The organism is Roseovarius sp. PS-C2, from assembly GCF_018862045.1.
Lineage (GTDB): Bacteria > Pseudomonadota > Alphaproteobacteria > Rhodobacterales > Rhodobacteraceae > Roseovarius.
Map to the genome: position 1 here is coordinate 279,903 of NZ_JAHKSQ010000004.1, position 23,334 is coordinate 303,236.

The 23,334-nt window shown below is 65.3% G+C and carries 23 protein-coding genes and 1 other annotated feature; of the genes, 13 read left to right on the top strand and 10 right to left on the bottom strand.

Going from position 1 to position 23,334, the window contains the following annotated elements:
* Positions 1–270 precede the first annotated feature (270 nt).
* The 3 genes from KPG71_RS09605 to sfsA form a co-directional block, all read right to left on the bottom strand.
* A complete protein-coding gene (locus KPG71_RS09605; RefSeq protein WP_216337863.1) occupies positions 271–1,512 on the bottom strand; it encodes a sigma-54 dependent transcriptional regulator in 1,242 nt (413 codons plus the stop codon).
* Complete coding sequence (locus KPG71_RS09610) at positions 1,509–3,266, bottom strand: ATP-binding protein (protein WP_216337864.1); 1,758 nt, start codon at positions 3,264–3,266, stop codon at positions 1,509–1,511. Before KPG71_RS09610 ends, KPG71_RS09605 begins: the two co-directional genes overlap by 4 nt.
* Positions 3,267–3,607: 341 nt before the next feature.
* Positions 3,608–4,309: a DNA/RNA nuclease SfsA gene (gene sfsA / locus KPG71_RS09615; protein ID WP_216337865.1), complete on the bottom strand. Its 702-nt coding sequence runs from the start codon at positions 4,307–4,309 to the stop codon at positions 3,608–3,610.
* A gap of 48 nt (positions 4,310–4,357) precedes the next feature.
* On the opposite strand from sfsA, the gene KPG71_RS09620 reads away from it, so the two are divergent.
* The 6 genes from KPG71_RS09620 (at position 4,358) to KPG71_RS09645 (ending at position 9,904) form a co-directional block, all read left to right on the top strand.
* The gene (locus tag KPG71_RS09620; RefSeq protein WP_216337866.1) at positions 4,358–5,080 is read left to right on the top strand and encodes a molybdopterin-binding protein; all 723 of its coding nucleotides are present in this window, start codon (positions 4,358–4,360) and stop codon (positions 5,078–5,080) included.
* Positions 5,077–5,802 carry an N-acetyltransferase gene (locus tag KPG71_RS09625; protein WP_216337867.1) on the top strand — a complete coding sequence of 242 codons (726 nt, stop codon included), beginning with the start codon at positions 5,077–5,079 and terminating at the stop codon, positions 5,800–5,802. Before KPG71_RS09620 ends, KPG71_RS09625 begins: the two co-directional genes overlap by 4 nt.
* Positions 5,799–6,371, top strand: a complete 573-nt coding sequence (locus tag KPG71_RS09630) for a peroxidase-related enzyme (protein WP_216337868.1) — start codon at positions 5,799–5,801, stop codon at positions 6,369–6,371. The genes KPG71_RS09625 and KPG71_RS09630 overlap by 4 nt, the downstream gene beginning before the upstream one ends.
* 5 nt (positions 6,372–6,376) lie before the next feature.
* Entirely contained in the window at positions 6,377–7,315 is a 939-nt protein-coding gene (locus KPG71_RS09635; protein WP_216337869.1) for an OmpA family protein, read from the top strand.
* 93 nt (positions 7,316–7,408) lie between these two features.
* Positions 7,409–7,466 (top strand) — a sequence feature (sul1 is cis-regulatory element that is thought to sense ions involved in sulfur or methionine metabolism; They are found in Alphaproteobacteria).
* Positions 7,467–7,541: 75 nt separating this feature from the next.
* Positions 7,542–9,032 carry a SulP family inorganic anion transporter gene (locus KPG71_RS09640; protein ID WP_216337870.1) on the top strand — a complete coding sequence of 497 codons (1,491 nt, stop codon included), beginning with the start codon at positions 7,542–7,544 and terminating at the stop codon, positions 9,030–9,032.
* Positions 9,033–9,046: 14 nt separating this feature from the next.
* The gene (locus tag KPG71_RS09645; RefSeq protein ID WP_216337871.1) at positions 9,047–9,904 is read left to right on the top strand and encodes a universal stress protein; all 858 of its coding nucleotides are present in this window, start codon (positions 9,047–9,049) and stop codon (positions 9,902–9,904) included.
* 344 nt (positions 9,905–10,248) lie between these two features.
* Here the strand turns inward: KPG71_RS09645 and KPG71_RS09650 are convergent, their stop codons facing one another.
* Genes KPG71_RS09650 through fsa form a run of 4 tightly spaced genes read right to left on the bottom strand, consistent with a single transcriptional unit; the run spans position 10,249 to position 13,292 of the window.
* A complete protein-coding gene (locus tag KPG71_RS09650; RefSeq protein ID WP_216337872.1) occupies positions 10,249–10,947 on the bottom strand; it encodes a phosphatidylcholine/phosphatidylserine synthase in 699 nt (232 codons plus the stop codon).
* Between the two features lie 30 nt (positions 10,948–10,977).
* Positions 10,978–11,895 carry a tyrosine recombinase XerC gene (locus KPG71_RS09655; protein ID WP_216337873.1) on the bottom strand — a complete coding sequence of 306 codons (918 nt, stop codon included), beginning with the start codon at positions 11,893–11,895 and terminating at the stop codon, positions 10,978–10,980.
* A complete protein-coding gene (locus tag KPG71_RS09660) occupies positions 11,892–12,599 on the bottom strand; it encodes a DUF484 family protein (protein WP_216337874.1) in 708 nt (235 codons plus the stop codon). The genes KPG71_RS09655 and KPG71_RS09660 overlap by 4 nt, the downstream gene beginning before the upstream one ends.
* Before the next feature lie 39 nt (positions 12,600–12,638).
* Complete coding sequence (fsa, locus tag KPG71_RS09665; RefSeq protein WP_216337875.1) at positions 12,639–13,292, bottom strand: fructose-6-phosphate aldolase; 654 nt, start codon at positions 13,290–13,292, stop codon at positions 12,639–12,641.
* Between the two features lie 78 nt (positions 13,293–13,370).
* Between fsa and KPG71_RS09670 the strand changes: the two genes are divergently transcribed.
* Positions 13,371–15,587, top strand: coding sequence for a primosomal protein N' (locus KPG71_RS09670; RefSeq protein ID WP_216337876.1), 2,217 nt, complete (start codon positions 13,371–13,373; stop codon positions 15,585–15,587).
* A 29-nt stretch (positions 15,588–15,616) separates the two neighbouring features.
* On the opposite strand, the gene KPG71_RS09675 is transcribed toward KPG71_RS09670, so the two are convergent.
* Positions 15,617–16,270, bottom strand: a complete 654-nt coding sequence (locus KPG71_RS09675) for a pyridoxamine 5'-phosphate oxidase family protein (protein WP_216337877.1) — start codon at positions 16,268–16,270, stop codon at positions 15,617–15,619.
* Between the two features lie 61 nt (positions 16,271–16,331).
* Between KPG71_RS09675 and KPG71_RS09680 the strand changes: the two genes are divergently transcribed.
* Entirely contained in the window at positions 16,332–17,768 is a 1,437-nt protein-coding gene (locus KPG71_RS09680; RefSeq protein ID WP_216337878.1) for a PLP-dependent aminotransferase family protein, read from the top strand.
* Positions 17,769–17,777: 9 nt separating this feature from the next.
* Here KPG71_RS09680 and KPG71_RS09685 read toward each other — a convergent pair whose 3' ends face one another.
* A complete protein-coding gene (locus KPG71_RS09685; protein ID WP_216337879.1) occupies positions 17,778–18,839 on the bottom strand; it encodes a YeeE/YedE family protein in 1,062 nt (353 codons plus the stop codon).
* 202 nt (positions 18,840–19,041) lie between these two features.
* On the opposite strand from KPG71_RS09685, the gene KPG71_RS09690 reads away from it, so the two are divergent.
* From KPG71_RS09690 to KPG71_RS09700, 3 genes are all read left to right on the top strand, one after another.
* Entirely contained in the window at positions 19,042–20,274 is a 1,233-nt protein-coding gene (locus tag KPG71_RS09690; RefSeq protein WP_216337880.1) for an MFS transporter, read from the top strand.
* Positions 20,275–20,298: 24 nt separating this feature from the next.
* Positions 20,299–21,171, top strand: a complete 873-nt coding sequence (locus tag KPG71_RS09695; RefSeq protein WP_216337881.1) for a 50S ribosomal protein L11 methyltransferase — start codon at positions 20,299–20,301, stop codon at positions 21,169–21,171.
* A gap of 109 nt (positions 21,172–21,280) precedes the next feature.
* Positions 21,281–21,625 (top strand): hypothetical protein, encoded by a 345-nt coding sequence (locus tag KPG71_RS09700; RefSeq protein WP_216337882.1) that lies wholly within the window; start codon positions 21,281–21,283, stop codon positions 21,623–21,625.
* 121 nt (positions 21,626–21,746) lie between these two features.
* Here the strand turns inward: KPG71_RS09700 and KPG71_RS09705 are convergent, their stop codons facing one another.
* Positions 21,747–21,938, bottom strand: a complete 192-nt coding sequence (locus tag KPG71_RS09705; protein WP_216337883.1) for a DUF1127 domain-containing protein — start codon at positions 21,936–21,938, stop codon at positions 21,747–21,749.
* 218 nt (positions 21,939–22,156) lie between these two features.
* Between KPG71_RS09705 and ruvC the strand changes: the two genes are divergently transcribed.
* Together ruvC and ruvA are read left to right on the top strand one after the other, a co-directional pair.
* Positions 22,157–22,654, top strand: a complete 498-nt coding sequence (gene ruvC, locus KPG71_RS09710) for a crossover junction endodeoxyribonuclease RuvC (protein ID WP_073035361.1) — start codon at positions 22,157–22,159, stop codon at positions 22,652–22,654.
* A complete protein-coding gene (gene ruvA / locus KPG71_RS09715) occupies positions 22,651–23,331 on the top strand; it encodes a Holliday junction branch migration protein RuvA (RefSeq protein ID WP_216337884.1) in 681 nt (226 codons plus the stop codon). Before ruvC ends, ruvA begins: the two co-directional genes overlap by 4 nt.
* Positions 23,332–23,334: the final 3 nt, after the last annotated feature.

Genomic DNA, 23,334 nt, shown 5'->3' on the forward strand with positions numbered 1-23,334 from the left:
GCGCATCGTTTCGCATGGCGGATATTCGCTCAAGACATAACGCACAAAAAATGGCGCGTTTTGAAACTTTGTGTAAAATCAATAGCTTGACGTGTTCGACGGGAGGTGGGGGGAATGCTGCATGGCAGCATTGTGCGGGAACTCGCACAATGGGGCACCACGTTGTGCGAAAATCCGCACAACGAGTCGGGCGGCCCGGCCATGCGCAGCAGCCTTTGGCCGCTGTCTCGCGCAAAGAGCAGGCCAAATCCGCGGTAAGCGCCCCCATCCTCACCCCCGCCGGTAATCCTCGGGCTTGATGCCATAGCGCGCCAGCTTGTCGTAAAAGGTCTTGCGCGGCAGTTTCAGCGCCTTGGCGGCTTCCGAGGCGCGCCCGTTCTGCCGCCCGAGCGCCGCCACCAGCAGCGAGCGTTCCACTCGCGCCATCTGTTCGGCCAGCCCCAGTTCGGCGGCGGCCTGGCTTTCCTCGGGCATACCCAGAACGAACCGCATCGCCGCGCTCATCAGTGAGCGGGCGTTTCCCGGCCAGTCCTGCGCCATCAGCGCGGCCAGGTGATCGGGCGAGATTTCGGGCACCGGCAGCCCCGCCTGTTCGGCGGATTGCGCGACGTATTGGCGAAACAGCACCGGGATATCCTCGGGGCGTTCGGACAGCGCCGGGATGCGCACCGGCATCACGTCCAGCCGGTAATACAGTTCGGCATGCATCCGCCCGGCCTGCAATTCGGCGGCCAGATCGGCGGTGGCCCCTGCGATCACGCGGGCCTCTGGACCCTGTTCGATCCGGTCCAGCAGCGCATACTGCGCCGGACGGGGCAGGGCGGCGATCTCGTCCAGAAACAGGCTCCCGCCCCTGGCGGCGCTCAGCGCCTCGTCCAGCGCCCCGACCTCCAGAGCGGCGGCGGGGCGCTTGACGAACGGCCCCCCGGCAAAGGGCGACATCAGGTGCAGCACCTCGGCCACGTTCGACACCCCCGCGCCGGGCGGGCCTGTCACCAGCACTTCGGCCCCGGTCGGGGCCACGGCCCGGATGCGCGTCCGCAGGTCCTGCACCAGCTTCGAGGTCCCGTGCAGCATCCGCGCCGCCGGATCGCCGGTTTCAAGCTGCGCCTTCAGGTGGCGGTTTTCCAGCACCAGCGCGCGGGTTTGCAAGGCGCGCTGCAACACCGGCAGCAGATCGTCCGCCGCGCAGGGCTTCTCCAGGAAATCGAACGCCCCTTGCCCCATCGCCTCGACCGCCATCGGGATATCGCCCTCGCCGGTCAGCAGGATCACCGGCAATTCGCCATCCACCGCCTGCGCATGGCCCAGCAGGTGAAACCCGTCGCGCCCCGGCATCCGGATATCCGACAGGATCACGCCCGCGAACCCGGCGGTGATGTGATCCTTGGCCTCGATGAACGACCCGGCGGCGATCACCTGCAGGTCGGCCAGTTCCAGCGTCTGAATCAGCGCCTCGCGCACCGCCGCGTCGTCATCGACGACCAGCACCGTCTCGGGTGTCGCGCTCATGCCGCGGCCTCCTTGTCGGGCCAGCGTTCCAGTTCCACCCGGAACACCGCGCCGCCCCCCGGCGCGTTGCGGCCCTTGATCTCGCCGCCGAAACTCTGCACCAGCCCGTAGGAAATGGACAGCCCCAGCCCCATCCCTTCCGAGGCCCCGACCTCCTTGGTGGAATAGAACGGATCGAAAATCTTTTCCGGCTCGTCGATGCCCGGCCCGGTATCCGCCACTTCCAATGCCACCGGATCGCCGCGGTGTATGGCAATCGTGATCCGCTTTTGCGGGCTTTCGGCCATCGCGTCGGCGGCGTTCGAGATCAGGTTGACCAGCACCTGCCCCAGCCGCACCTCGCCGCCCTGCACATGCACCGCCGCCTCGGGGCGCTGCCAGTCCACCGTGATCCCGTCGCGCGTCAGCCGCGCCTCGGTCAGTTCCAGCGCCTGATCCACCACCGCCACGATATCGACCCGGCCAACGGGTTCGTTCTCCTGCTTGGCGAAGGCGCGCAGGTTGCGGATGATCCGCGCCGCCCGCGCCGCCAGATCGCCGATCCGGCTCAGGTTCTCGCCCGCCTTGTCGGCCTTGCCGCGCGCAAGGAAGGTCGCGCCGTTTTCCGCGAATTGCCGGATCGCCATCAGCGGCTGGTTCAGCTCATGGCTGATCCCGGCCGAAATCTGCCCCAGTGCGCTCAGCTTGCCCGCCTGCACCAGATCGTCCTGCGCCTTCTTCAGCGCCGCCTCGGCCTCCAGCCGCTCGGATACTTCGCGGCGCAGCGCAAGGTTCGCGCCCGACAATTCGGCGGTGCGCTCGGCCACGCGATGCTCCAGCCGCTCGTTGGCGCGGGTCAGGATGCGCCGCCGTTCGGTGGCCAGAAACAACAGCCCGCCAAAGGCCAGACAGATCACCGCGAACACGCTGGTCTGCAACCCCGCGACCCACCGCGCCTGCCGCACATCCAGCAGCGCATGCCCGATCATCCCGATCACCGGCAGGTCCTGCGCCATGTGCAGCGCGCGGGCGGGCAGGTAATCGCCCCAATCCATTTCCCAGACATCATGTCCCGAAACCGTATCGGCGTCGAAGGCGGGCATGTTCGCCCCGCCTCCGGGCTGCAGTCCCGTGCCCTCGGGCCCCGTCTGCCAGAACAGGATTTCCGAGCGGTTCGACACGAAAACCTCGCCCCGTGCATCGGTGAAGAACACCGGAGGCTGCCCGCCGATCCAGTCCCATTCCAGTTCCGCGATCTCGATCAGCACCACCAATACGCCGCGCACGCCCTCACCGGGGCCAAAGGCCGGGGCGGCATAGACATAGGCGCGCTGCCCGACCGGCCCGTAACGGCCATAGCCCTGTCCAAGCGCCCCGTTCAGCGCCCGCTCGAAATAGGCGCTTTCGCGCAAGCTGTCCGGCACATCGCCCGCCCGCGCCAGAACCCGCCCGTCGGGCGCGGCATAGAACAGGCCCATCGCCCCGGTCTTATCGGCGGCATCCAGCAACAGCCTGTGCGCGGCCCCGCCTTGTGTGCCATCCTCGCTCAGCGCGACCAGCGTGGGATGTCCGGCCATCAGCACGGCCAGTTCCTGATAGCGGCGCAACTGCCCGGTGAACCGGTCGGCGGCCAGCGCCAGATCGGAGGTCGCCTGTTTCTCCAACTGATCCAGCGCCTGCCCATAGCCATAGCGCCAGATCCCGGCGGCACAGAGGCCCACCGCCAGCACGAACAACGCGATCACCGCGATCCGAGTGCGTGTTTCAGAGGTCATATCGGTGTTTTAGTCCGCCGTACCCGAAAGAGGCAACATCGCTCGAACGCTTCCCGGATAGCGCCCGTCATGTCCTTGTCCCAAGCGCGAAACAGCGCCGAAGGCGCCGCGCATCGCCAGACCGCGTGCACGGGCTGGCGATTGGGTGGTGTGCGCGCCCCGATCGGGACTTTTTCGGATTTGGCGGGGATAAAGCGTCCAAGCGCGAAGGCAGGGTCGCCATCCCGCGGTCTGGCGCTGCGCGGCTTGTCAAATGTAGCTCCGGTCCCGCATGGGCAACCTTGGAAAAGCGCGCGATCGTTCCCCGGTCCGTCCCCGGTCCCCCCTTGACCAGCGCCGCCTTACCCAAACGCCACCGCGCGGCCCAGCGTGACGCCCTCGGGGCTGATCGCGGTGTCGAACGCCAGCGCCTCGACCCCCGCCGCGCGCGCCGCGCCGAACGCCGCCGCATAGGCCGGGTCGATATCCTCCGCCAGCCGGAACACCCGCGCATCCGTGCGCTGGATCAGGTAGAGCATCACCGCGCGATGCCCCGCCCGCGCCATCGCCGCCAGTTCCGCCAGATGTTTCGCGCCGCGCGCCGTCACGCTGTCGGGAAACTCGGCCATGCCCGCCTCGCGCATCAGCGTCACCGATTTCACCTCGACATAGGCGTCGCGCCGCCCCGCGCCCTGCAACAGGAAATCGATCCGGCTGTTCTCGCCGTATTTCACCTCAGGGCGCACGCTGTCATAGCCCTCCAGCCCGGCAACCTCCCCGGCCTCCAGCGCCGCGCGCAGCGCACGGTTGGGCACCGATGTATCGACCCCGGTGAAATGCCCGGTGTCGTGTTCCACCAGACGCCAGCCGTATTTCAGCTTTTTCTTCGGATCGTCATTGGGTTCCACCCAGATCCGCATGCCCGGCTCGGCCAGCCCCATCATCGAGCCGGGATTGGCGCAATGGGCCACCGCCTCGCGCCCGTCCTCCAGCCGGATATCGGCCAGAAAGCGTTTATAACGCCGGATCAGCGTGGCGGGCTCAAGAGGGGTTTGAAAGCGCATGACGACAGGCCTATACCGATCCTGTCACCTGTTACAAGGAGCAGCCCCATGCCCAACCCCACCGCCGCCATGCTTGTCATCGGCGATGAAATCCTGTCGGGGCGCACGCGCGATGCGAACATGAACCACCTCGCGCGGGAACTGACCGGCCACGGCATCGACCTGCAGGAGGTGCGCGTCGTCAGCGACGACGCCGGGGCCATTACCGCCGCCGTGCAGGCGCTCAGCGCCGCATACGATCATGTTTTCACCTCGGGCGGGATCGGCCCGACCCATGACGACATCACCGCCGAAAACGTCGCCCGCGCCTTCGAACGGCCCATTTCGGTGCGCGACGATGCCCGCGCCATCCTGCAATCCCATTACGACCGGCAGGGGCTGGAGCTGAACGAGGCCCGCCTGCGCATGGCCCGCATTCCCGACGGGGCCACCCTGATCGACAACCCGATCAGCGCCGCGCCGGGCTTCAGCATCGAAAACGTGCATGTCATGGCCGGGGTGCCCTCGATCTTCAACGCGATGCTGGCCGGGCTTCTGCCCACGCTGACCGGCGGTGCGCCGGTGCTGTCGCAATCCCTGCTGGTCTACCGGGGCGAGGGCGATATCGCCGGTCCCCTGGGCGATCTGGCCACACGTTATCCCGATCTGTCCATCGGCTCTTACCCGTTCCAGCGCGACGGCGTGTTCGGCGCGCAGATCGTCGTGCGCGGGCAGGACGGTGCACAGGTCGATGCCGCCATGTCCGAACTCAACAGGATTTTCCCCGCATGACGCCCCAACATCTCTACGCCGTGACCGAAGCCACATGGCCCGCCGCCGCAACCGAAACCGTCGGTCCCTGGACTGTCCGTGACGGGCAGGGCGGGGGCAAACGTGTTTCCGCCGCCACCGCGCGGCAGGCCGCCACCGCCGATGATCTGCCAATGGCCGAATCCGCGATGCAGGCGCTGGGCCAGACCCCGCTGTTCATGATCCGTCAGGGCGACGAGGCGCTCGATGCCATGCTGGCCGACCGGGGCTATGCGGTGATCGACCCGGTGAACCTCTATGTCGCGCCGGTGGCCGATCTCGCCGTGCCGCCGCCGCTCGCCACCACCTTCGTCATCTGGGAGCCACTGGCGATTCAGTGCGACATGTGGGCGGAGGGCGGGATCGGCCCTGCGCGCCTCGCGGTGATGGAACGGGCCGCAGAGCCCAAAACGACGGTCATCGCCCGCGACGGCCAGCGGCCCGCCGCCACCGCCTTTGTCGGCATCCATGACGGCACCGCCATGATCCACGCGCTCGAAGTCACCCCCGAATGCCGCCGCCACGGCATCGGCAAACGGGTCGTGCAACTGGCCGCTCTCTGGGCGCAGCAGAACGGCGCAAGCCATGTCGCCGCCCTCTGCACACAAGCCAATGCCGGGGCCAATGCGCTTTATGCCGCCTTGCACATGGAACTGGCCGGGCAGTATCACTATCGCATCAAGGAGGAGGCGACCCCCACATGAGCGATACCGACAGACCCACCGCGCTCGACCTGCCGATGGTCGATCCGCTGCCCGCCGAGACTCAGAAATATTTCGATATCTGCCAGGACAAGCTGGGCATGATCCCCAACGTGCTGCGCGCCTACGCGATTGATATCGACAAGCTGAACGCCTTTACCGGCATGTATAACGACCTGATGCTTGGCGACAGCGGGCTGTCCAAGCTCGAACGCGAGATGATCGCGGTGGTGGTCAGCTCGATCAACCGCTGCTGGTATTGTCAGGTCGCCCACGGCGCGGCCGTGCGTGCGCTCTCGGGCAAGCCCGAACTGGGCGAAGCGATGGTGATGAACTGGCGCGCCGCCGGTCTGGACGCGCGGCAGACCGCCATGCTGAGTTTTGCCGAGAAGATCACCAAAGCCAGCTCCGAAACCGTCGAGGCCGACCGTCAGGCGCTGCGCGATGTCGGATTCTCGGATCGCGACATCTGGGACATCGCCAATGTCATCGGCTTCTTCAACATGAGCAATCGCGTGGCCAGCGCCACGGGCATGATCCCCAACGCCGATTACCACGCTCAGGCCCGCTGAGCGCGATGCTGGCGCGTCTTGCCCTGTTGTCCGGCCTCGCGCTACTGCCCGTTGTCGGCCATGCGCTGGACCTGTCGATTCCCGGCAGCGCCAGCCTGACCCGTGAGATCACGCAGGACAGCGACAGCTACCGCCTGCCTCTCGGCCCGTTCGAGGACGGCACCCTGCGCACCCTGCGCGTCGAGGGGCCGAGCGTTCAGCAGGCCTGGCGGATCGAAGGGCAGGGCATGACCACCGCGCAGATATTCCTCCCCCTGCGCGACCAGATCGAGGCACAGGGTTTCGACATCCTGTTCGACTGCGCCGGACCGGCCTGTGGCGGGTTCGATTTCCGCTTCAACACCCGCGTGATGGCCGCGCCGGATATCTACGTGGACCTGCTCGATTACCGCTTTCTCTCGGGGCGCAAGGGCGCACAGGGCGACGCCGCCGCCGAATATGTCTCGGTGCTGGTGTCGCGCTCGGGCGGAACGGGTTATGTGCAGATCATGCAGGCGGGCCAGAGGGCCTCCGCCGCGTCCGGCACCACCGTCACCGCCCGCCGCGCGCCCGCCCCGGTGGCCACCGGGGAACTGGAGCAGGCGCTCCTGCGCGACGGGCATGTGATCCTCTCCGATCTCGATTTCGAAACCGGGGCATCGGACCTGTCCGACACAGAACATACCTCGCTTCAGGCGCTCGCGGCCTTCCTGCGCGCCGATCCGGGCCGCCGGATCGCGCTGGTGGGCCATACCGATTCCGTCGGCGGGCTGGACGACAACATCGCCCTGTCGCGCCGCCGCGCGGCCTCGGTGCTGGAACGGCTGGTCAGCGCCCATGACGTGCCCCGCACGCAACTGGAATCCAACGGCATCGGCTATCTTTCCCCGATCATGGCCAACACCACCCCCGAGGGGCGCGAGGCCAACCGCCGGGTCGAGGCGGTGCTGCTCGACACCGAATAAGCCGCGGCGCAGCAAATCCGTCACGCCAATCATCCCCCCGTTTCACACAAGGTTGCGCTTTGCGCGCGGATTTGTATGTTGCGCCGCAGCGAACACGGAGCCGGGTGCGATCCCCGGCTGGCTCTTCCGGCCGCCGATCCGCCGGACAACCTGACACGAACCGCGCCACACCGCGCCGTACCACAGACCGCCCCGCCGGGGACGGCCAAAGGAAACGCTTTTCACCATGATGTCCCTGCACAGCTACCGCCGCGAATGGACCTCCAACATTCGTGGCGATCTCCTCTCGGGTCTCGTCGTCGCGCTGGCCCTCATCCCCGAGGCCATCGCCTTTTCCATCATCGCCGGCGTCGATCCCAAGATCGGCCTTTACGCCAGCTTTTCCATTGCCGTGATCGCCGCCATCACCGGCGGGCGGCCCGGCATGATCTCGGCGGCCACGGCGGCCACCGCCGTTCTGATGGTCACGCTGGTCAAAGATCACGGGCTGCAATACCTGCTGGCCGCCACCATTCTGGCGGGGCTGCTGCAAATCGGCGCCGGGTTCCTGCGGCTGGGTTATGTCATGCGTTTCGTGTCGAAATCGGTGATGACCGGATTCGTCAACGCGCTGGCGATCCTGATCTTCATGGCGCAACTGCCCGAACTCGACCCGTCCAGGGTGCCGCCGCTGACCTATGCGCTGGTCGCGGGCGGGCTGGCGATCATCTACCTGTTCCCCCGCATCACCACCGCCATTCCCTCGCCGCTGGTCACCATCATCGTGCTGACCGCGCTGACCGTGCTGATGGGTTGGGACGTGCGCACCGTGGGCGACATGGGCCAACTGCCCGATACCCTGCCGGTGTTCCTGATCCCCGACATCCCCTTCACCTTCGAAACCCTGCAAATCATCCTGCCCTATTCCATCGCCGTGGCGGTGGTGGGCCTGCTCGAAAGCCTGATGACCCAGCAGATCGTCGACGACCTGACCGACACCGGCAGCGACCGCAATCAGGAATGCATCGGGCAGGGCCTTGCCAACACCTTTACCGGCTTCATCGGCGGCATGGCGGGCTGCGCCATGATCGGCCAGTCGATCATCAACGTGAAATCCGGCGGGCGCGGGCGGCTTTCGACCTTCGTCGCCGGGATTTTCCTTCTGATCCTCTGCGTCGGTCTGGGCGATATCGTCGGCATCATCCCGATGGCGGCGCTGGTGGCGATCATGATCATGGTCTCGATCGGCACGTTTTCTTGGTCCTCGATCAGGAACCTGCGCGATCATCCGCGCTCGTCTTCGGTGGTGATGCTGGCGACGGTGTTCTTCGTGATCTACACCCACAACCTCGCCATCGGCGTTCTGGTCGGCGTGCTGCTCTCGGGCATCTTCTTTGCATGGAAGATCGCGCAACTGTTCCGCGTCCGCTCCGAGATCACGCCAGACGGCACCCACCGCACCTATTACGTCGAAGGCCAGCTTTTCTTTGCCTCCTCCGAGGACTTCATGAAAGCCTTCGATTTCCGCGAAGCCCCCGACAAGGTCACGCTCGACCTCAGCCGCGCCCATATCTGGGATATTTCTTCGGTTGCGGCAGTGGACATGGCCGTGCTGAAATTCCGCCGGGAAGGGGCCGATGTGGAGCTCATCGGCATGAACGAAGCCTCGGAAACCATCGTCGATCAGCTTGCCATCCATGACAAGCCGGGCGCGATGGATCAATTGCTGGGCCACTAAGGGAGAGCCGGACAATGACAACGAACACACTGATCGCCCTCGTGGACGGCTCGGCCTATTCCGAAAGCGTCTGCCACCACGCCGCATGGATCGCCGGGCGCACCGGCTCCAGGGTCAAGATCTACCACGTCATGGGCCGCCGCGACACGACCGAAAAACAGGACCTCTCCGGCGCGATCCGCCTCGGCGCGCGCTCGCGCCTGCTGGAAAAGCTGGCCGACCTCGACGCCGAACGCGCCAAACTGGCCCATGAACACGGCCGCGCCATCCTCGAAGACGCCAGGGCGATTGTCGCAGGCGACGGCGATATCGAGGTCGAAACCCGCCTGCGTCAGGGTGATCTGGTCGAAACCGTCACCGCCAAGGAAGAAACCGGCGACATGATCGTGATCGGCAAACGCGGCGAGGCCGCAGGCCTGGCCACCGATCATCTGGGCTCCAACCTCGAACGCATCGTGCGCGCCAGCCATAAACCCGTCTTCGTGGCCAACCGCGCCTTCAGGGCACCGCAAAAGGTTCTGGTGGCCTTCGACGGCGGCGCGTCCTCGCTCAAGGCGGTGGATTACATTTCGCGCAGCCCGCTCTTTGCCGGTCTGCATGTCACGCTGGTCTTCGCCGGGGCCGAAACCGACGCCATGCGCAAATCGCTCGACGACGCCGCCGCCACCCTGCGCGCAGGCGGGTATGCGGTCGAAACCCTCATTCAGGGCGGCGAGCCGGAAAAGGTGCTCTCGGCGCTGACCGGGGATCAGGGGTATGACCTTCTGGTGATGGGGGCCTATGGGCACAGCCGCGTGCGCTCGCTCCTGATCGGCTCCACCACCACCGAGATGATCCGCTCCTGCAAGGTGCCCGTGGTGCTGATGCGCTAGATCGGGGGGGCCTGCCAAGGTTATCTGAAAAGGGAAACGACAGGTTCGCGCCCGACCCCGAGGGTGGGCATGGTGCAGTGTGCGCAGACGTTGCTTCAGAATGCCAACGTCGTGATGTGTGCAAACCGTGGAACAATTCGCGCCCGCCCTGGGGGGCGGGGTCGGGCGCGAACCGGATCGCAGGCGATCCGGGGGCTCATTTGGCCAATGCCACGCATTCGGGCTCGGGTTTCGGCACCGCAACAGGCGACCCTATCCATTGCGCCCCTCATGGACGCAAATTTCGCCACTACCCCCGATTTTCGTACGAAACCCGCGTACACTTCGTACAAAACGTACGAAACTCAGCCCCCCGCGCGCTGCGGGATCAGTTGCTGCGCGATGCCCGCGAACAGCAGGTAGATGGTGGTCATCACCAGCCCCCAATGCGCCCAGCTTTCGGGGTGAAAATCCACCCAAGCGGCCCATCCCGCGAAAAACGTCCAGGCAAAAGCCAGTGGCAGCGACACCGCCCGCCAGCGCTCGGTTCGCACCGGATGGATGAACTTCAGCGGCAGGAACATCGCCACCGACAACAGCGTGATCAACACGAGGATCAACCAGATCGGCGGTTGCACCGCGAACATCACCAGCACCGCCATCTGCCAACAACCGGGAAACCCGGAAAAGGAATTGTCCTTTGTTTTCATGTTCGTATCGGCAAAATACAGGGCGCTGGCATAGGTGATGATGATGATTGCCACCCACCCTGTCCAGCCCGGCAGCAGGTCGGATTTGAACAACGCGAAGGCGGGGATGAACACATAGGTCAGGTAGTCGATGATCAGGTCCAGCAACACCCCGTCAAAGCGCGGCGCGTTCTCCCAGACCAGATAGCGGCGTGCCAGCGGCCCGTCGATTCCGTCCACCGCAAAGGCCACCACCAGCCAAAGGAACATCAGGTCCCATTTCGCATCCGCTGCGGCCAGCAGCGCCAGCATGGCGAAAACCGCCCCTGTCGCAGTCAGGAAATGAACCGATAACGCTTTGAATTGACTTGTCATTTCATCCTCTTGCAGCCACAGCGCGCAGGGTCATCGCCCCTTGGGATGCGCGTTGCGGTAGACCTCCATCAACCGCGCGCTGTCCACGGCGGTATAGGCCTGTGTCGTCGAGAGCGACGCATGGCCCAAAAGTTCCTGAATGGCGCGCAAGTCCCCGCCGGCATTCAATAAATGCGTGGCAAAGCTGTGCCGCATCGCATGTGGCGTGGCGCTGGCGGGCAGGCCCAGTTGCGTGCGCGCGGCCTGCGTGACCTTCTGCACCGCCCGAGGGCTCAACGCCCCGCCCCGCACCCCGCGAAACAACGGCCGATCGGGCGTCAGGTCATGCGGACACAACCGCACATAATGCTCGACCGCCGCGCGCGCCGGGGCGATCACGGGCACGACCCGCTCCTTGCCGCCCTTGCCGGTGATGCGCAGCGCCTCGGCCATCGGCAGCACGTCCGCTCTCAGCCCGAGCGCCTCGGAAATCCGCAGCCCGCACCCATAGAGCAACGTCACCACGGCCTGATCGCGCGCCGCCACCCACGGGTTTTCGCTTTGCATTTCAAGGGTTTCAATCAAATCCTGCGCCGCGTCCGGGGCCAGTGGCCGGGGCAGCTTGCGCTGAAATTTCGGAGCCCGCGCCGACAGGACGGCGGTTGCGTCGAACCCTTCGTGCTCGGACAGCCAGCGATAGAAACTCTTGACCGCCGACAGCTTGCGCGCCAGCGACCGCGCGCCAACGTCCTTGCCCCGCGTAAAGGCCATCCAGCTGCGCATATCCGCCACACCGACCCGTGCCAGCGCGGACAGCCCCTGCGCTTCACCCTTGTGTTCGGTGACAAAGGCCAGAAACCCGCCGACATCGCGCCCATAAGCTTCCAGCGTGTTGTCCGCCGCACCCTTCAGCGCCTTTTGGGCGTCTAGCCAGCCCTGCAACGCATCGCGGGCGGCGGCGCTGATCATGACAACCAGCGGCGCATCGCCCGCTCGAAGACACCGGCGAAAAACGCCAGTAAATCAGTGCCTTGCTGTGGGCTGAACTGATGCGGGTCTTCGGTGCCCATGGCCAGCATGCCGGGCAGGCGCCCCTCGCCCAGATCCAGCAACAGGCAGGCTTCGGAGCGGATGAATTCGGCCTGCTGGCCGTAAATCCGTTCGTCGCCCTCGCGGATCTGGCGCAGCGTCACCTGCCGGGGATCGCCATTGCGCCCGTCCATCAGGTACTCGGTAATAAAGCCCGGCTCGGCCACCGACAGCACATCGCCCAGCTTCTTGACTGCGGGATCGTCCTTGTCCTGAACGGTTTCCAGCACCAGCTTCATGCTGTCCACGCGCAGGATCTGGGCCACCTCGGCCCCGAGGTCGCGCAGGAAATACTCGAACTCGACCGGGTCCAGCATCCGCAGGATGGCGCGATGCACCTGGTTGGTGCCGGCAAGGTTCTCATAGGCCGCAGCGATGACCGAACGGTGGGTATCCTCCAGCCGGTCCAGCCGCGCCTCCAGCCGTTCCATCGCGATCCCGCGCAGATCGACGATATTGCCCCCCATGGCGCGCTCGTTCGCCGCGATCAGGGCGTGCATAAGATCTTGATCTTCAAGGATAACATCGGGCTGCGCGATGATCTTTTCGCGCAGGGTGTCGTCCATCTGTGGCTTGCCACTCATCACCGGCCTCGGTCTTGTTTTCAGGCTTTATAGCACGGGTTACAGAATTTTCTGCCCCGTTTTTTCCCAATCCTTCATGAAGGCGTCCAGCCCCTTGTCGGTCAGCGGATGGTTGGCCATCTGCTTGATCACGGCGGGCGGAGCGGTCATCACGTCGGCCCCGATCTGCGCGGACTGGAACGCATGGTTCACCGTCCGGATCGAGGCGGCAAGAATCTGCGTTTCGAACCCGTAATTGTCGTAGATCTGGCGGATATCCGCGATCAGTTCCATACCGTCGAGGTTGATGTCGTCCAGACGCCCGATGAACGGGCTGATGAAGGTCGCACCGGCCTTGGCCGCCAGCAGCGCCTGATTGGCCGAGAAACACAGCGTCACGTTCACCATGTTGCCTTCGCCCGACAGAACCTTGCAGGCCTTCAGCCCGTCCCATGTCAGCGGCACCTTGACCGCGATATTGTCGGCGATCTTCGCCAGCTTGCGGCCCTCTTCGATCATCGCGTCGGCCTCCAGAGCGACAACCTCGGCGCTGACGGGGCCGTCGACCATGTCGGCGATTTCCCTGGTCACTTCCAGAATGTCGCGGCCCGATTTCAGGATCAGCGACGGGTTGGTGGTGACGCCATCCACCATGCCCAGTTCGTTCAGTTCGGCAATGGCTTCGACTTCGGCAGTATCGACAAAGAATTTCATATCAGCGGTCCCTTGGTGCGGGTTGGGGTTTTTCATCCCCGGCTTTACCCCATAGAGTGCGCTGCCGAAACCCCTGTCATGGAGCGATCAGAGTTGCCGTCACCCGCCAAGGATTATTTCGTCGAGGGCGACCTCGTGGGCGTCATGACCACGCAGCCGCTTGACCGGGTGCTGGATTACCGCGCCCCCGAGGGGGGATGCCATATCGGTGCCTTCGTCGAGGTGCCGCTTGGCCCGCGCAAGGTGATCGGCGTGGTCTGGGGGCCGGGGCGGGGCGATTTCGACCGTGCGAAAATCCGTCAGGTGATCCGCGTGCTGGATGTCGCGCCAATGCGCGACGAAATGCAGGCGTTCCTGCACCGCGCCGCCGATTACACGCTTACGCCCATGCCCGCAATGCTGCGGCTGGCCACCCGTGCGCCGGGGCTGGCCAACCCGCCGTCGATGCAGAAAATCTATCGCGCGGGGCAGGGCGCGCCCGACCGGATGACAGACGCCCGCAAACGTGTGCTGGCCGTGCTGGAGGATTTCGGCACCCTCGCCTTTACCCTTGGCGAACTGTCCGAACAGGCCGGTGTGACCACATCGGTGGTCAAGGGGCTGGTCAAACAGGGCGTCGTGCTCGAGGAAGACACACCGCGCGATCTGCCCTATCCCCGGCTCGATCCCGACCGCCCCGGCAAGGCGCTGACCGACGATCAAGCCACCGCCGCCGACAGCCTGCGCGCCGGGATCGCCGGCGGCGATTACGGCACCACCCTGCTGCGCGGTGTCACCGGCTCGGGCAAGACCGAGGTTTACCTCGAAGCCGTCGCCGAAACCCTGCGCCAGCGGCGGCAGGCGCTTGTCCTGCTGCCCGAAATCGCCCTGACGTCGGAATTCCTGACCCGGATCGAGGCCCGCTTTGGCGCCCGCCCCGCCGAATGGCACTCGGGCGTGACCATGACGGAACGCCGCCGCACCTGGAAAATGGTGGGCGAGGGGGGCTGTCAGGTGGTCGTCGGCGCGCGCTCGGCCCTGTTCCTGCCGTTTCAAAATCTCGGCCTGATCGTCGTGGATGAGGAACACGACACATCTTACAAACAGGAAGACGGTGTTCTCTATAACGCCCGTGACATGGCCGTCCTGCGCGCCAGCATATGCGGCGCGCAGGTGGTGCTGGCCTCGGCCACGCCCTCGCTTGAAAGCTGGGCCAATGCCGAGGCGGGTAAATACAAGCGGCTGGACCTCACCGCGCGCTTCGGCGCGGCGGTGATGCCCGACATGCGCGCCATCGACATGCGCGCCGAAACCCTGCCCGCCAGCCGCTGGATTTCCCCCAGCCTGCAATCGGCGGTGAATGCCCGTATCGCCAAGGGCGAACAGGCGCTGTTGTTCATCAACCGCCGGGGCTATGCGCCGGTCACGCTGTGCCGTGCCTGCGGGCACCAGATCGGCTGCGATCATTGCGATGCGCGCATGGTCGAACACCGCTTTCAGAAACGCCTCGTCTGCCATCAGTGCGGCGAGACCAAACCGATTCCTGCCGTCTGCCCCTCCTGTCAGGCCGAAGACCGCCTTGCCGCCGTCGGCCCCGGTGTCGAACGCCTGACCGAAGAGGCACAGGCGCTGTTCCCGCAGGCGAAAATCGCCACGCTCAGTTCCGATCTGTTCGGCTCGGCCCGTGCGCTCAAGGAGCAGATCAGCGAAATCGCCGAGGGTGACACCGACATCGTCATCGGCACCCAACTGGTGGCCAAGGGACACAACTTTCACCGCCTCACGCTGGTGGGCGTGATCGACGCGGATCTGGGCTTGCAAGGGTCGGATTTGCGCGCCGCCGAGCGCACCTTTCAACTGATGCGGCAGGTGGCGGGCCGCGCCGGGCGCAGCGACAAACCCGGCACCGCGCTGTTGCAGACCTTTCAGCCCGAACATCCGGTGATCCGCGCCATCCTGTCGGGCGACGAAGAAGGCTTCTGGCGTGCCGAAGCGGATGAGCGCCGTCAGGCCGGGGTTCCCCCCTTCGGGCGCATGGCGGGCATCATCCTGTCCTCGCCCGACGCGCAGCAGGTGTTCGATTTCGCCACCGAACTGGCCCGCCGCGATGCGCCGGTGCGGGCCGTCGGCGCGCAGGTCTTCGGCCCCGCCCCCGCGCCGATCGCCCGTATCCGGGGGCGGCACCGGGTGCGCCTTCTGGTCAAGGCCCCCAAGGGCGTGGCGCTGCAAGGGGCGGTGGCGCAATGGGTCGGTCAGTTGAAACCGCCGACCAACCTGCGCCTCAATGTCGATATCGACCCGCAGAGCTTTTACTAGCTCACGGTCCCGCCCGCCCGCGTCCGGGCCTAACCGATCCGGAAATTCGTGACGTGATCGGGTATGTCCACCCCGTCAAGGTTGCGCGGGTCCGGGATCGGCTCGCCCACCTGCATATGCACGGGGATCACCCCGGCCCAGATCGGCAGGGCGTAATCCGCTTCTTCGTCGCCGGGGGCGCCCGTGCGGACCTTTGCGCTGCCTTCGGCAATTTCCATGCCCAGAACCATCGTCGCCTTCAGGTCCTGCGCGTGGTCCGGGCGCAGGGTTTCATAGCGGCCCGGATACAGACTGTTCACGAAATTCCCCAGTTTCTCCAGCTTTTCCTGCGGGTCTTCGACCTTGAACGCCTTGCCAAACAGCGTCACCGACCGGGTATTCAGCGAATGATGCATCCCCGACCGCGCCAGAACCATTCCATCCAGAATCGCGACGCTCAGGCATACATCGGCTCCGTTCGAGTTGCGCAAGGCGCGGCTAGCGGATGAACCGTGCCAATAGACGTGATTGCCCTCGCGCCACTGCATCGTGGGCGTGACATGGGGTTTGCCGTCCATGATATAACCGACGCTGCACATCGGCTGCGCGTCCAGAATGGCATTGATCGTTTCGCGGTCGAAATGGCCGCGCTCATGCAGGCGGCGCAGGCGTGACCGCTCGGTAACTTCAAGTGTGTCGGACATTTCGGGATTCCTTGGAATTGTCTTGCTGGCCAAGCTCTATTCGCTTATTGGACATGCGAAAATGTCCAATACAGATAAAATACATCAGTCCAATTTTGATGCCGCCCTGCTGGGCATTGCGCTGGAGCGCACCGCGCCGGACAGCTTGCAGGCGCAACTGACCGAAGGGCTGCGCCATATCATCCTGAACGATCCGGGCACCTCCGGCGCGCGCCTTCCCGCCAGCCGCAAACTGGCCGGGGAACTGTCGGTGTCGCGCACCACGGTTCAGATCGCCTATGATCAGTTGATCAGCGAAGGCTACCTGACATCCCGCATGGGCAGCGGCACCTTCGTGGCCGACAACCTGCCGCATCTGTCGCCGCCCGTGACCAAACCCGCCGGGCCGCGTCCAAAGGCACAGGCATGGCACCCGTTTCACACCGGCATCCCCGATCAGGCGCTGTTTCCTTATCAAAGCTGGGCGCGCCATCTGGAACGGGCGTGGCGCGCGCCTGAAAGCGCGCTGCTGGCGCGGCCGGACCCGATGGGGTGGTATCCCCTGCGTCAGGCGATTGCCGATCACCTGTCGGCCTGGCGCGGATTGCCCTGCGATCCGGGGCAGGTGCTGATCACCTCGGGCGCATGGGAAGCGTTCGAGCTGATCTGCCGCGCCCTCCTGCCGGGCGGCAGCGCCGTGGCCCTCGAAGACCCCGGCTGGTCCCCCCTGCGCGAGGTGCTGGACGCCTGCGGAGCCCACGCCTGCCCGTTGCGGACAGATCACGAGGGGCTGAACCCTGCGGATATCCCCACAGGCGTCGCGGCGGCAATCGTCACGCCCTCGCGCCATTACCCCACCGGCGCGACGATGCCTCTGGCCCGGCGTGCCGCACTACTGGACTGGGCGCAGCAAACCGGCGGGCTTGTCGTCGAAGACGATTACGACAGCGAATTTCGCTACAAGGGGCACCCCCTGCCGTCGCTCGCCGGGTTGGACGGGCTGCGGCACTGCATCTATATCGGCAGCTTTTCCAAGCTGCTCAGCCCGGCCTTGCGCATCGGCTACGCGGTTCTGCCCCAAACACATGTAGACCCGGCCCGCCGTTACCTGGCGCGGGCAGGCACGCGCGCCTCGCTGATCCCGCAACCGGCCCTTGCCAGCTTCATGACCAGCGGAGAGTTCGCCACCCACCTGCGCCGCATGCGCCGGATTTATGCACGTCGTCAGGAATACCTGCTGTCCGAACTGGCCCCGCTGTCCGATCTGCTCGATCTTTCGCCCGACCCGGCGGGCATGCACCTGTGCGCGCGGCTGACGCCGAAACTGGCGGGCCGGATCACCGATCGGCACATCGCTGCGCGCGCGCAGGAACGGGGCGTTTTCCTGCGTGCGCTCTCGTCCCATTCGGCGCTGCCCGATCCGCCACAAGGGCTGTTGCTCGGCTATGCCGGACATGACGAGGCCGCGCTCGGCGCCGCCGCACATACCCTTGCCCGGTTGTTGCGCGATATCGCCTGACGCCGCCGCTCAGGCCGGTTGCCGCACGCCGCGCTGATCGACAAGGAAATCGGTGGTCATCGCCCCGATCCACATGCACAGCAGCGCCAGCCACGCCGTTCCGGCAAAGACCGATCCGCCGGTCACGCCGTTGCCGATGGCGCAGCCCCCGGCCAGCATCCCGCCGAACCCCATCAAGGCCGCCCCGGTCAGGGCACGGCGCATGTTGGCCTCGTCCTCGAAGCCCTGGAAATGGAACTCCCCGGCCAGCCAGGACGCCAGGAACGACCCGACGAACACGCCCGGCACCAGCCCCACGTCGAATTCAAGGATCGCGGTATTGTCGAGGAAGAACATCAGCGTGCTGGCCGATGGTCCGGTGAACGTGGCGCTTTCCACCGGCACCGGATCGAATGCCACCTGCGACAGCGCATAGGTCGATACCCAGCCCACGGCCACGGCAAACCCCACGCCCGACGCAAAGATCAGGCGCCAGGCGCCGATCTTGTTGCGCGCCGACACCACCAGCGCCAGCGCCGCCACGGCGATGCCGAAGGCCAGCCCCGACATCGGCGGCAGGCCAAGCGCCGCCAGAAGGTCCATGTTGTGCCCGCCCGAGGTGACCCACAGCGCCGCCAGCGAATCCCGCGTCGACGCCAACCACCCTGAAAGGCTCATCTGCGCGACCACGGCAAACACCAGCCCCGACACGACCGAGCGCAGGTTGCCCGTGGCCGCCAGCACCAGCAACCGCCCCGAACAGCCCCGCGCCAGCACCATGCCCACGCCGAACAGCAAGCCGCCAATCACCGCCCCCGACCAACTGCCGGGAATCGCCATGATGCGCGCATCCTCGGCCCGGAACAGGCCCAGGTATTGTGCGCCCTGCACCCAGACCACGGCAGTGGAAAACGTCAGCAGCCACACCGCCACCTTGTCGCCCATCCTGCCACGGGCGAATTCCACCGTCGCCGCGCGCAGGCAAAACCGCGACCTTTGCGCCGCGATGCCAAAGATGATGCCGGTCATCAGCCCCAGCAGGGCCGCCGCCGGGGCCTCGCCGATCCGTTCCACAAGTGTCAGAATGTCCATGTCGCGCGCCTTTCCCGTCTGGGCAGGTCTCATTGCATGCAAAAGACTGAATGTCTTTGATTCAGATCAGGATACCACATCCCGCGCTCCATATGCTGAAAAACCTATGTTTTGCGGCCCGTCCAATCGTCACGAATCCAATCGTCACGAAAAATGCAGCGCGCCTCTTACCAACCCTGAAATATGGGCGTACATGATCTGCATGAAAAATCCTGTCCCCCTGGCCGAGGCGCGGCATCTGCCGTTCTGGCGCCGCCCCGTGACCTTGCTGTTCCTGATGGCCGCCGCCATGCCGGTGGCCTTCGCCACATGGTCGGCGCTGCTCAATAATTTCGTGATCGAGGCGGCGGGGTTCGATGGCTCCGATATCGGCTGGCTGCATACGGTGCGCGAGATACCGGGCTTTCTGGCCATCGGGGTGATCGCGATCATCATCTTCATGCGCGAACAGGTGCTCGGGCTGGTCTCACTTCTGCTTCTGGGGGTGGCCACGGCGCTGACGGCGCAATTCCCCTCCCTTGGCGGCATCCTGACGATTACGATGCTCAGCTCCATCGGCTTTCACTATTACGAAACGGTCAACCAGTCGCTGCAACTGCAATGGATCGACAAGCTGCGCGCGCCGCAGGTTCTGGGCTGGCTGATCGCCGCCGGGTCGGGCGCGACGCTGGTGGCCTATGTGCTGATCGTCATGACGTGGGAGGCGTTCGACCTCAGCTACAACACCGTTTACCTGATGGCCGGGGGCTTTACCGCGCTGGTCGCGCTGTTCTGCCTGTTCGCCTATCCGCAGTTCGAGGCCCCGAACCCGCAGGTCAAGCGCATGGTGCTGCGCCGCCGGTACTGGCTCTACTATGCCTTGCAGTTCATGGCGGGCGCACGGCGGCAGATATTCGTGGTGTTCGCCGGCTTCATGATGGTCGAGAAATTCGGCTTCGAGGTGCATGAGGTCACGTCGCTGTTCCTGATCAATCTCGTGGCCAACATGATCTGCGCGCCGCTGATGGGGCGGGCGGTGCATCGCTATGGCGAACGCGCGACGCTGCTGTTCGAATATTCCGGGCTGGCATTGGTCTTCATGGCCTATGGCGGCATCTACATGTTTGGCTGGGGCGTGGTGCTGGCCGCCGCGCTCTATGTTGTGGATCACCTGCTGTTCGCGCTGGCGCTCGCGCTCAAGACCTATTTCCAGAAAATCGCCGATCCGGGCGATATCGCGCCCACGGCGGCGGTGGCCTTTACCATCAACCATATTGCGGCCGTGTTCCTGCCCGCGCTCCTGGGGTATCTCTGGCTGGTTTCGCCAGCGGCGGTTTTCGTTCTGGCGGCCTGCATGGCCTGTGTCTCCTTCATGCTGGCGCTGCTGATCCCGCGCCATCCCGAACCGGGCCACGAAACCAGACTCAGCCGCACCGTCCCCACGCCCGCGGAATAACGCGCCAACGAAAGGAGAGGGCCGATGCCCACCTATACCGCCCTGACAACCCTTTCCGGCAAGGACAAGGCCGAGGCTCTGGCCGAAGGTCTGGAATCGCTGGACCCGACGCCGACCGGCGTCGGCACCTTCGAGATGGAGGACGGCTCGGGCCTGTGGGAAGTGGGCGGTTATTTTGACGAGGCCCCCGATCAGGCCGGGCTGGCGCTTCTGGCCGCGATGCACGGGGCCAGGCCCTTTGCCGTGTCCGAACTGCCCGAAACCGATTGGGTCGCCAAGGTGCGGCGCGAACTGGTCCCGGTCGAGGCGGGGCGGTTCTTCGTCTACGGCAGCCACGACGCCGACAAGGTGCCCGAGGGGGCCGAACCCCTGCTGATCGAGGCGGCGATGGCCTTTGGCACCGGGCACCACGGCACCACGCTGGGCTGCCTGCGCGCGCTGGACCGGCTGGTCTCCGGCGGGTTCGTGGGCCGTTCGGTGATCGACATGGGCTGCGGCACCGCCGTTCTGGCGATGGCGGCGGCGCGGATATGGCCGGGAACCGTTCTGGCCAGCGATATCGACGAGGTCGCGGTTGACGTGGCGCGCGCCAATGTGGCCGCCAACGGGCTGGAGGGCCGGGTGCAGTGTTACGAGGCGACGGGCCTCGATCATCCGACCACCGACTCCGCCGCGCCTTTCGACCTGATCTTTGCCAATATCCTCAAGGGACCGCTGATCGCCCTGGCCGATGACGTGACCTCATGCCTGGCGCCCGGAGGCATGGTGATTCTCTCGGGCGTCCTGAACGAACAGGCCGACGAGGTGATCGACGTTTATACCCGTGCTGGAAACAGTCTTGTCCATCGCGAAGAGATTGGCGACTGGACAACGACAACTATGTCCAGAAATACCTGAAAACAAAGGGGAATTAAGGGAATCTTGTGGCATCTGCCCAAGTTTCGCCATATTTTCGACCTACGCTTTTCAAGAACTTTGCTGGATTAGCCAGAAGAGGACGGTATCTATGAGTGGAACGGTTGAAGCATTCGATGAACGCCTGAAACGCATCGAGAAGAACAAGGCTCGTATGCGTGAGGGTTATGTCGGTCAGGTGTCGAAAGACGGCCTGATTGTTTTCCGCCCCAAACGGCGCCGGACCGTATTTTCGATCCGGGGTCTGGCTCTTGTCGTTCTGGGCTTCGTCGCATTCAAGGCGCTGATCATGGCGCATCTCGGTCCGAACACGTATCAGTCGCGCATTGACGCGCTGAGCGAAGGCACTGTGGTGGAACAGGCCGGGGCATTCCTGATGCAGCCCGATCCTGCCACGCAGATGGCCGCGGCAAAGTTGCGTACCTATCTGAACTAGTACTCTCGTTGCCACTCTCTCAGGTTACAAAGAAAGCCCTGCGCCATGGTCCCGGCGCAGGGCTTTCACTTTGTGGTGGCCTTGAAAATGGCGCGGGCCGCTGAACGGCCCGCCCGAGTCCTCAGACGATACGCGACACCGATTGGATGTCGCTGCGGCTCAGGCCGATGTCGTCCAGTTCGCGGTCGGTCAGTTGCGACAGCGCGGCACGGGTGACGCGCGCGTCGTTCCAGGCGCGGACAGCGTTGAGCAGGCGGGCGACAGCGTGGCGAAAACCGCCAGCATGCGACTGGGTGGAGACGATTGCAGCCATGACGATAGTCCTTCTTTGTCTTGCGTGCGGGATAACCTTGTCTGCCGTGCAGGTATGAGGAACCGTCGTTTCGAACAAGCCGCCATTTGCGCATACTCCCTATGCAAGGCCTGCATGGCGAAAAGCCCTGCATATGCGCATTCCTCTTGGTCTTTGTTCCCGTTTCGTGCTAGTGCTGGACCAAAGCAAAACGCAAGCAGTACGGCAGGGTCAGGCAGATGCGGGTAGTGGGAATCGATCCGGGGTTGCGAAACCTCGGCTGGGGCGTGATCGACGTGAACGGCAGCCGGCTGTCTCATGTGGCCAACGGCATCTGCCATTCCGAGGGCGGCGATCTGGCCGCGCGGCTTCTGTCGCTGCACCATCAACTCACCGAAATCTTTCACCGGTTCGCGCCACAGGCCGCCGCGGTCGAAAAGACCTTCGTCAACAAGGACGGGGCGGGCACCCTGAAACTGGGGCAGGCGCGCGGGATTGCCATGCTGGTTCCGGCGCAGTTCGGCCTGTCCGTGGGCGAATACGCCCCCAACTCGGTCAAGAAAACCGTGGTCGGCGTGGGCCATGCGGCCAAGGAACAGATCGCCCATATGGTCCGTGTGCAACTGCCCGGCGTCGATCTGGCCGGGCCGGATGCCGCCGACGCGCTGGCCATCGCCATCTGCCATGCCCATCACGCCCGCATCCCGGCGGCCATCGCACAAAAGGTGCGGGCATGATCGGGCGTCTGGCGGGCCGCATCGATTACCGCGCCACCGATCACGTCCTGATCGACGTGCGCGGCGTGGGATACCTCGTCTATTGTTCGGAGCGCACCTTGCAGGCCCTGCCGCGCGTGGGCGAGCATGTGGCGCTCTACACTGATCTCGTGGTGCGTGAGGATCTGTTGCAGCTGTTCGGCTTCACCTCGCTTCTGGAAAAGGAATGGCACCGCCTGCTGATGAGCGTGCAGGGTGTCGGCGCCAAGGCGTCGCTCGCGATCCTCGGCACGCTCGGCCCCGAAGGGGTGGGGCGCGCCATCGCGCTTGGCGACTGGAACGCCGTCAAGGCCGCCAAAGGCATCGGCCCCAAGACCGCGCAGCGCGTGGTCAACGAACTAAAAGACAAGGTGCCCGAGATCATGGCCATGGGGGCCAACACCGCCCCCGCCGCCGCCCCGGCGGCCCCCGCGCCGGATGCGGACGACGTGATCGAACCCACCCCGGCACCGGCTCCCGCCGCAGCGCCCCCCGCGCCCTCGAATGCGCAGGCCGAGGCCCTGTCGGCCCTGACCAATCTGGGCTATGCTCCGGGCGAAGCGGCCAGCGCCGTCGCTCAGGCCGCCAGCGACGACGCATCGGCCGACACCCCCGCCCTGATCCGCGCCGCCCTGCGCCTGCTGGCCCCCAAAGGATAAGTC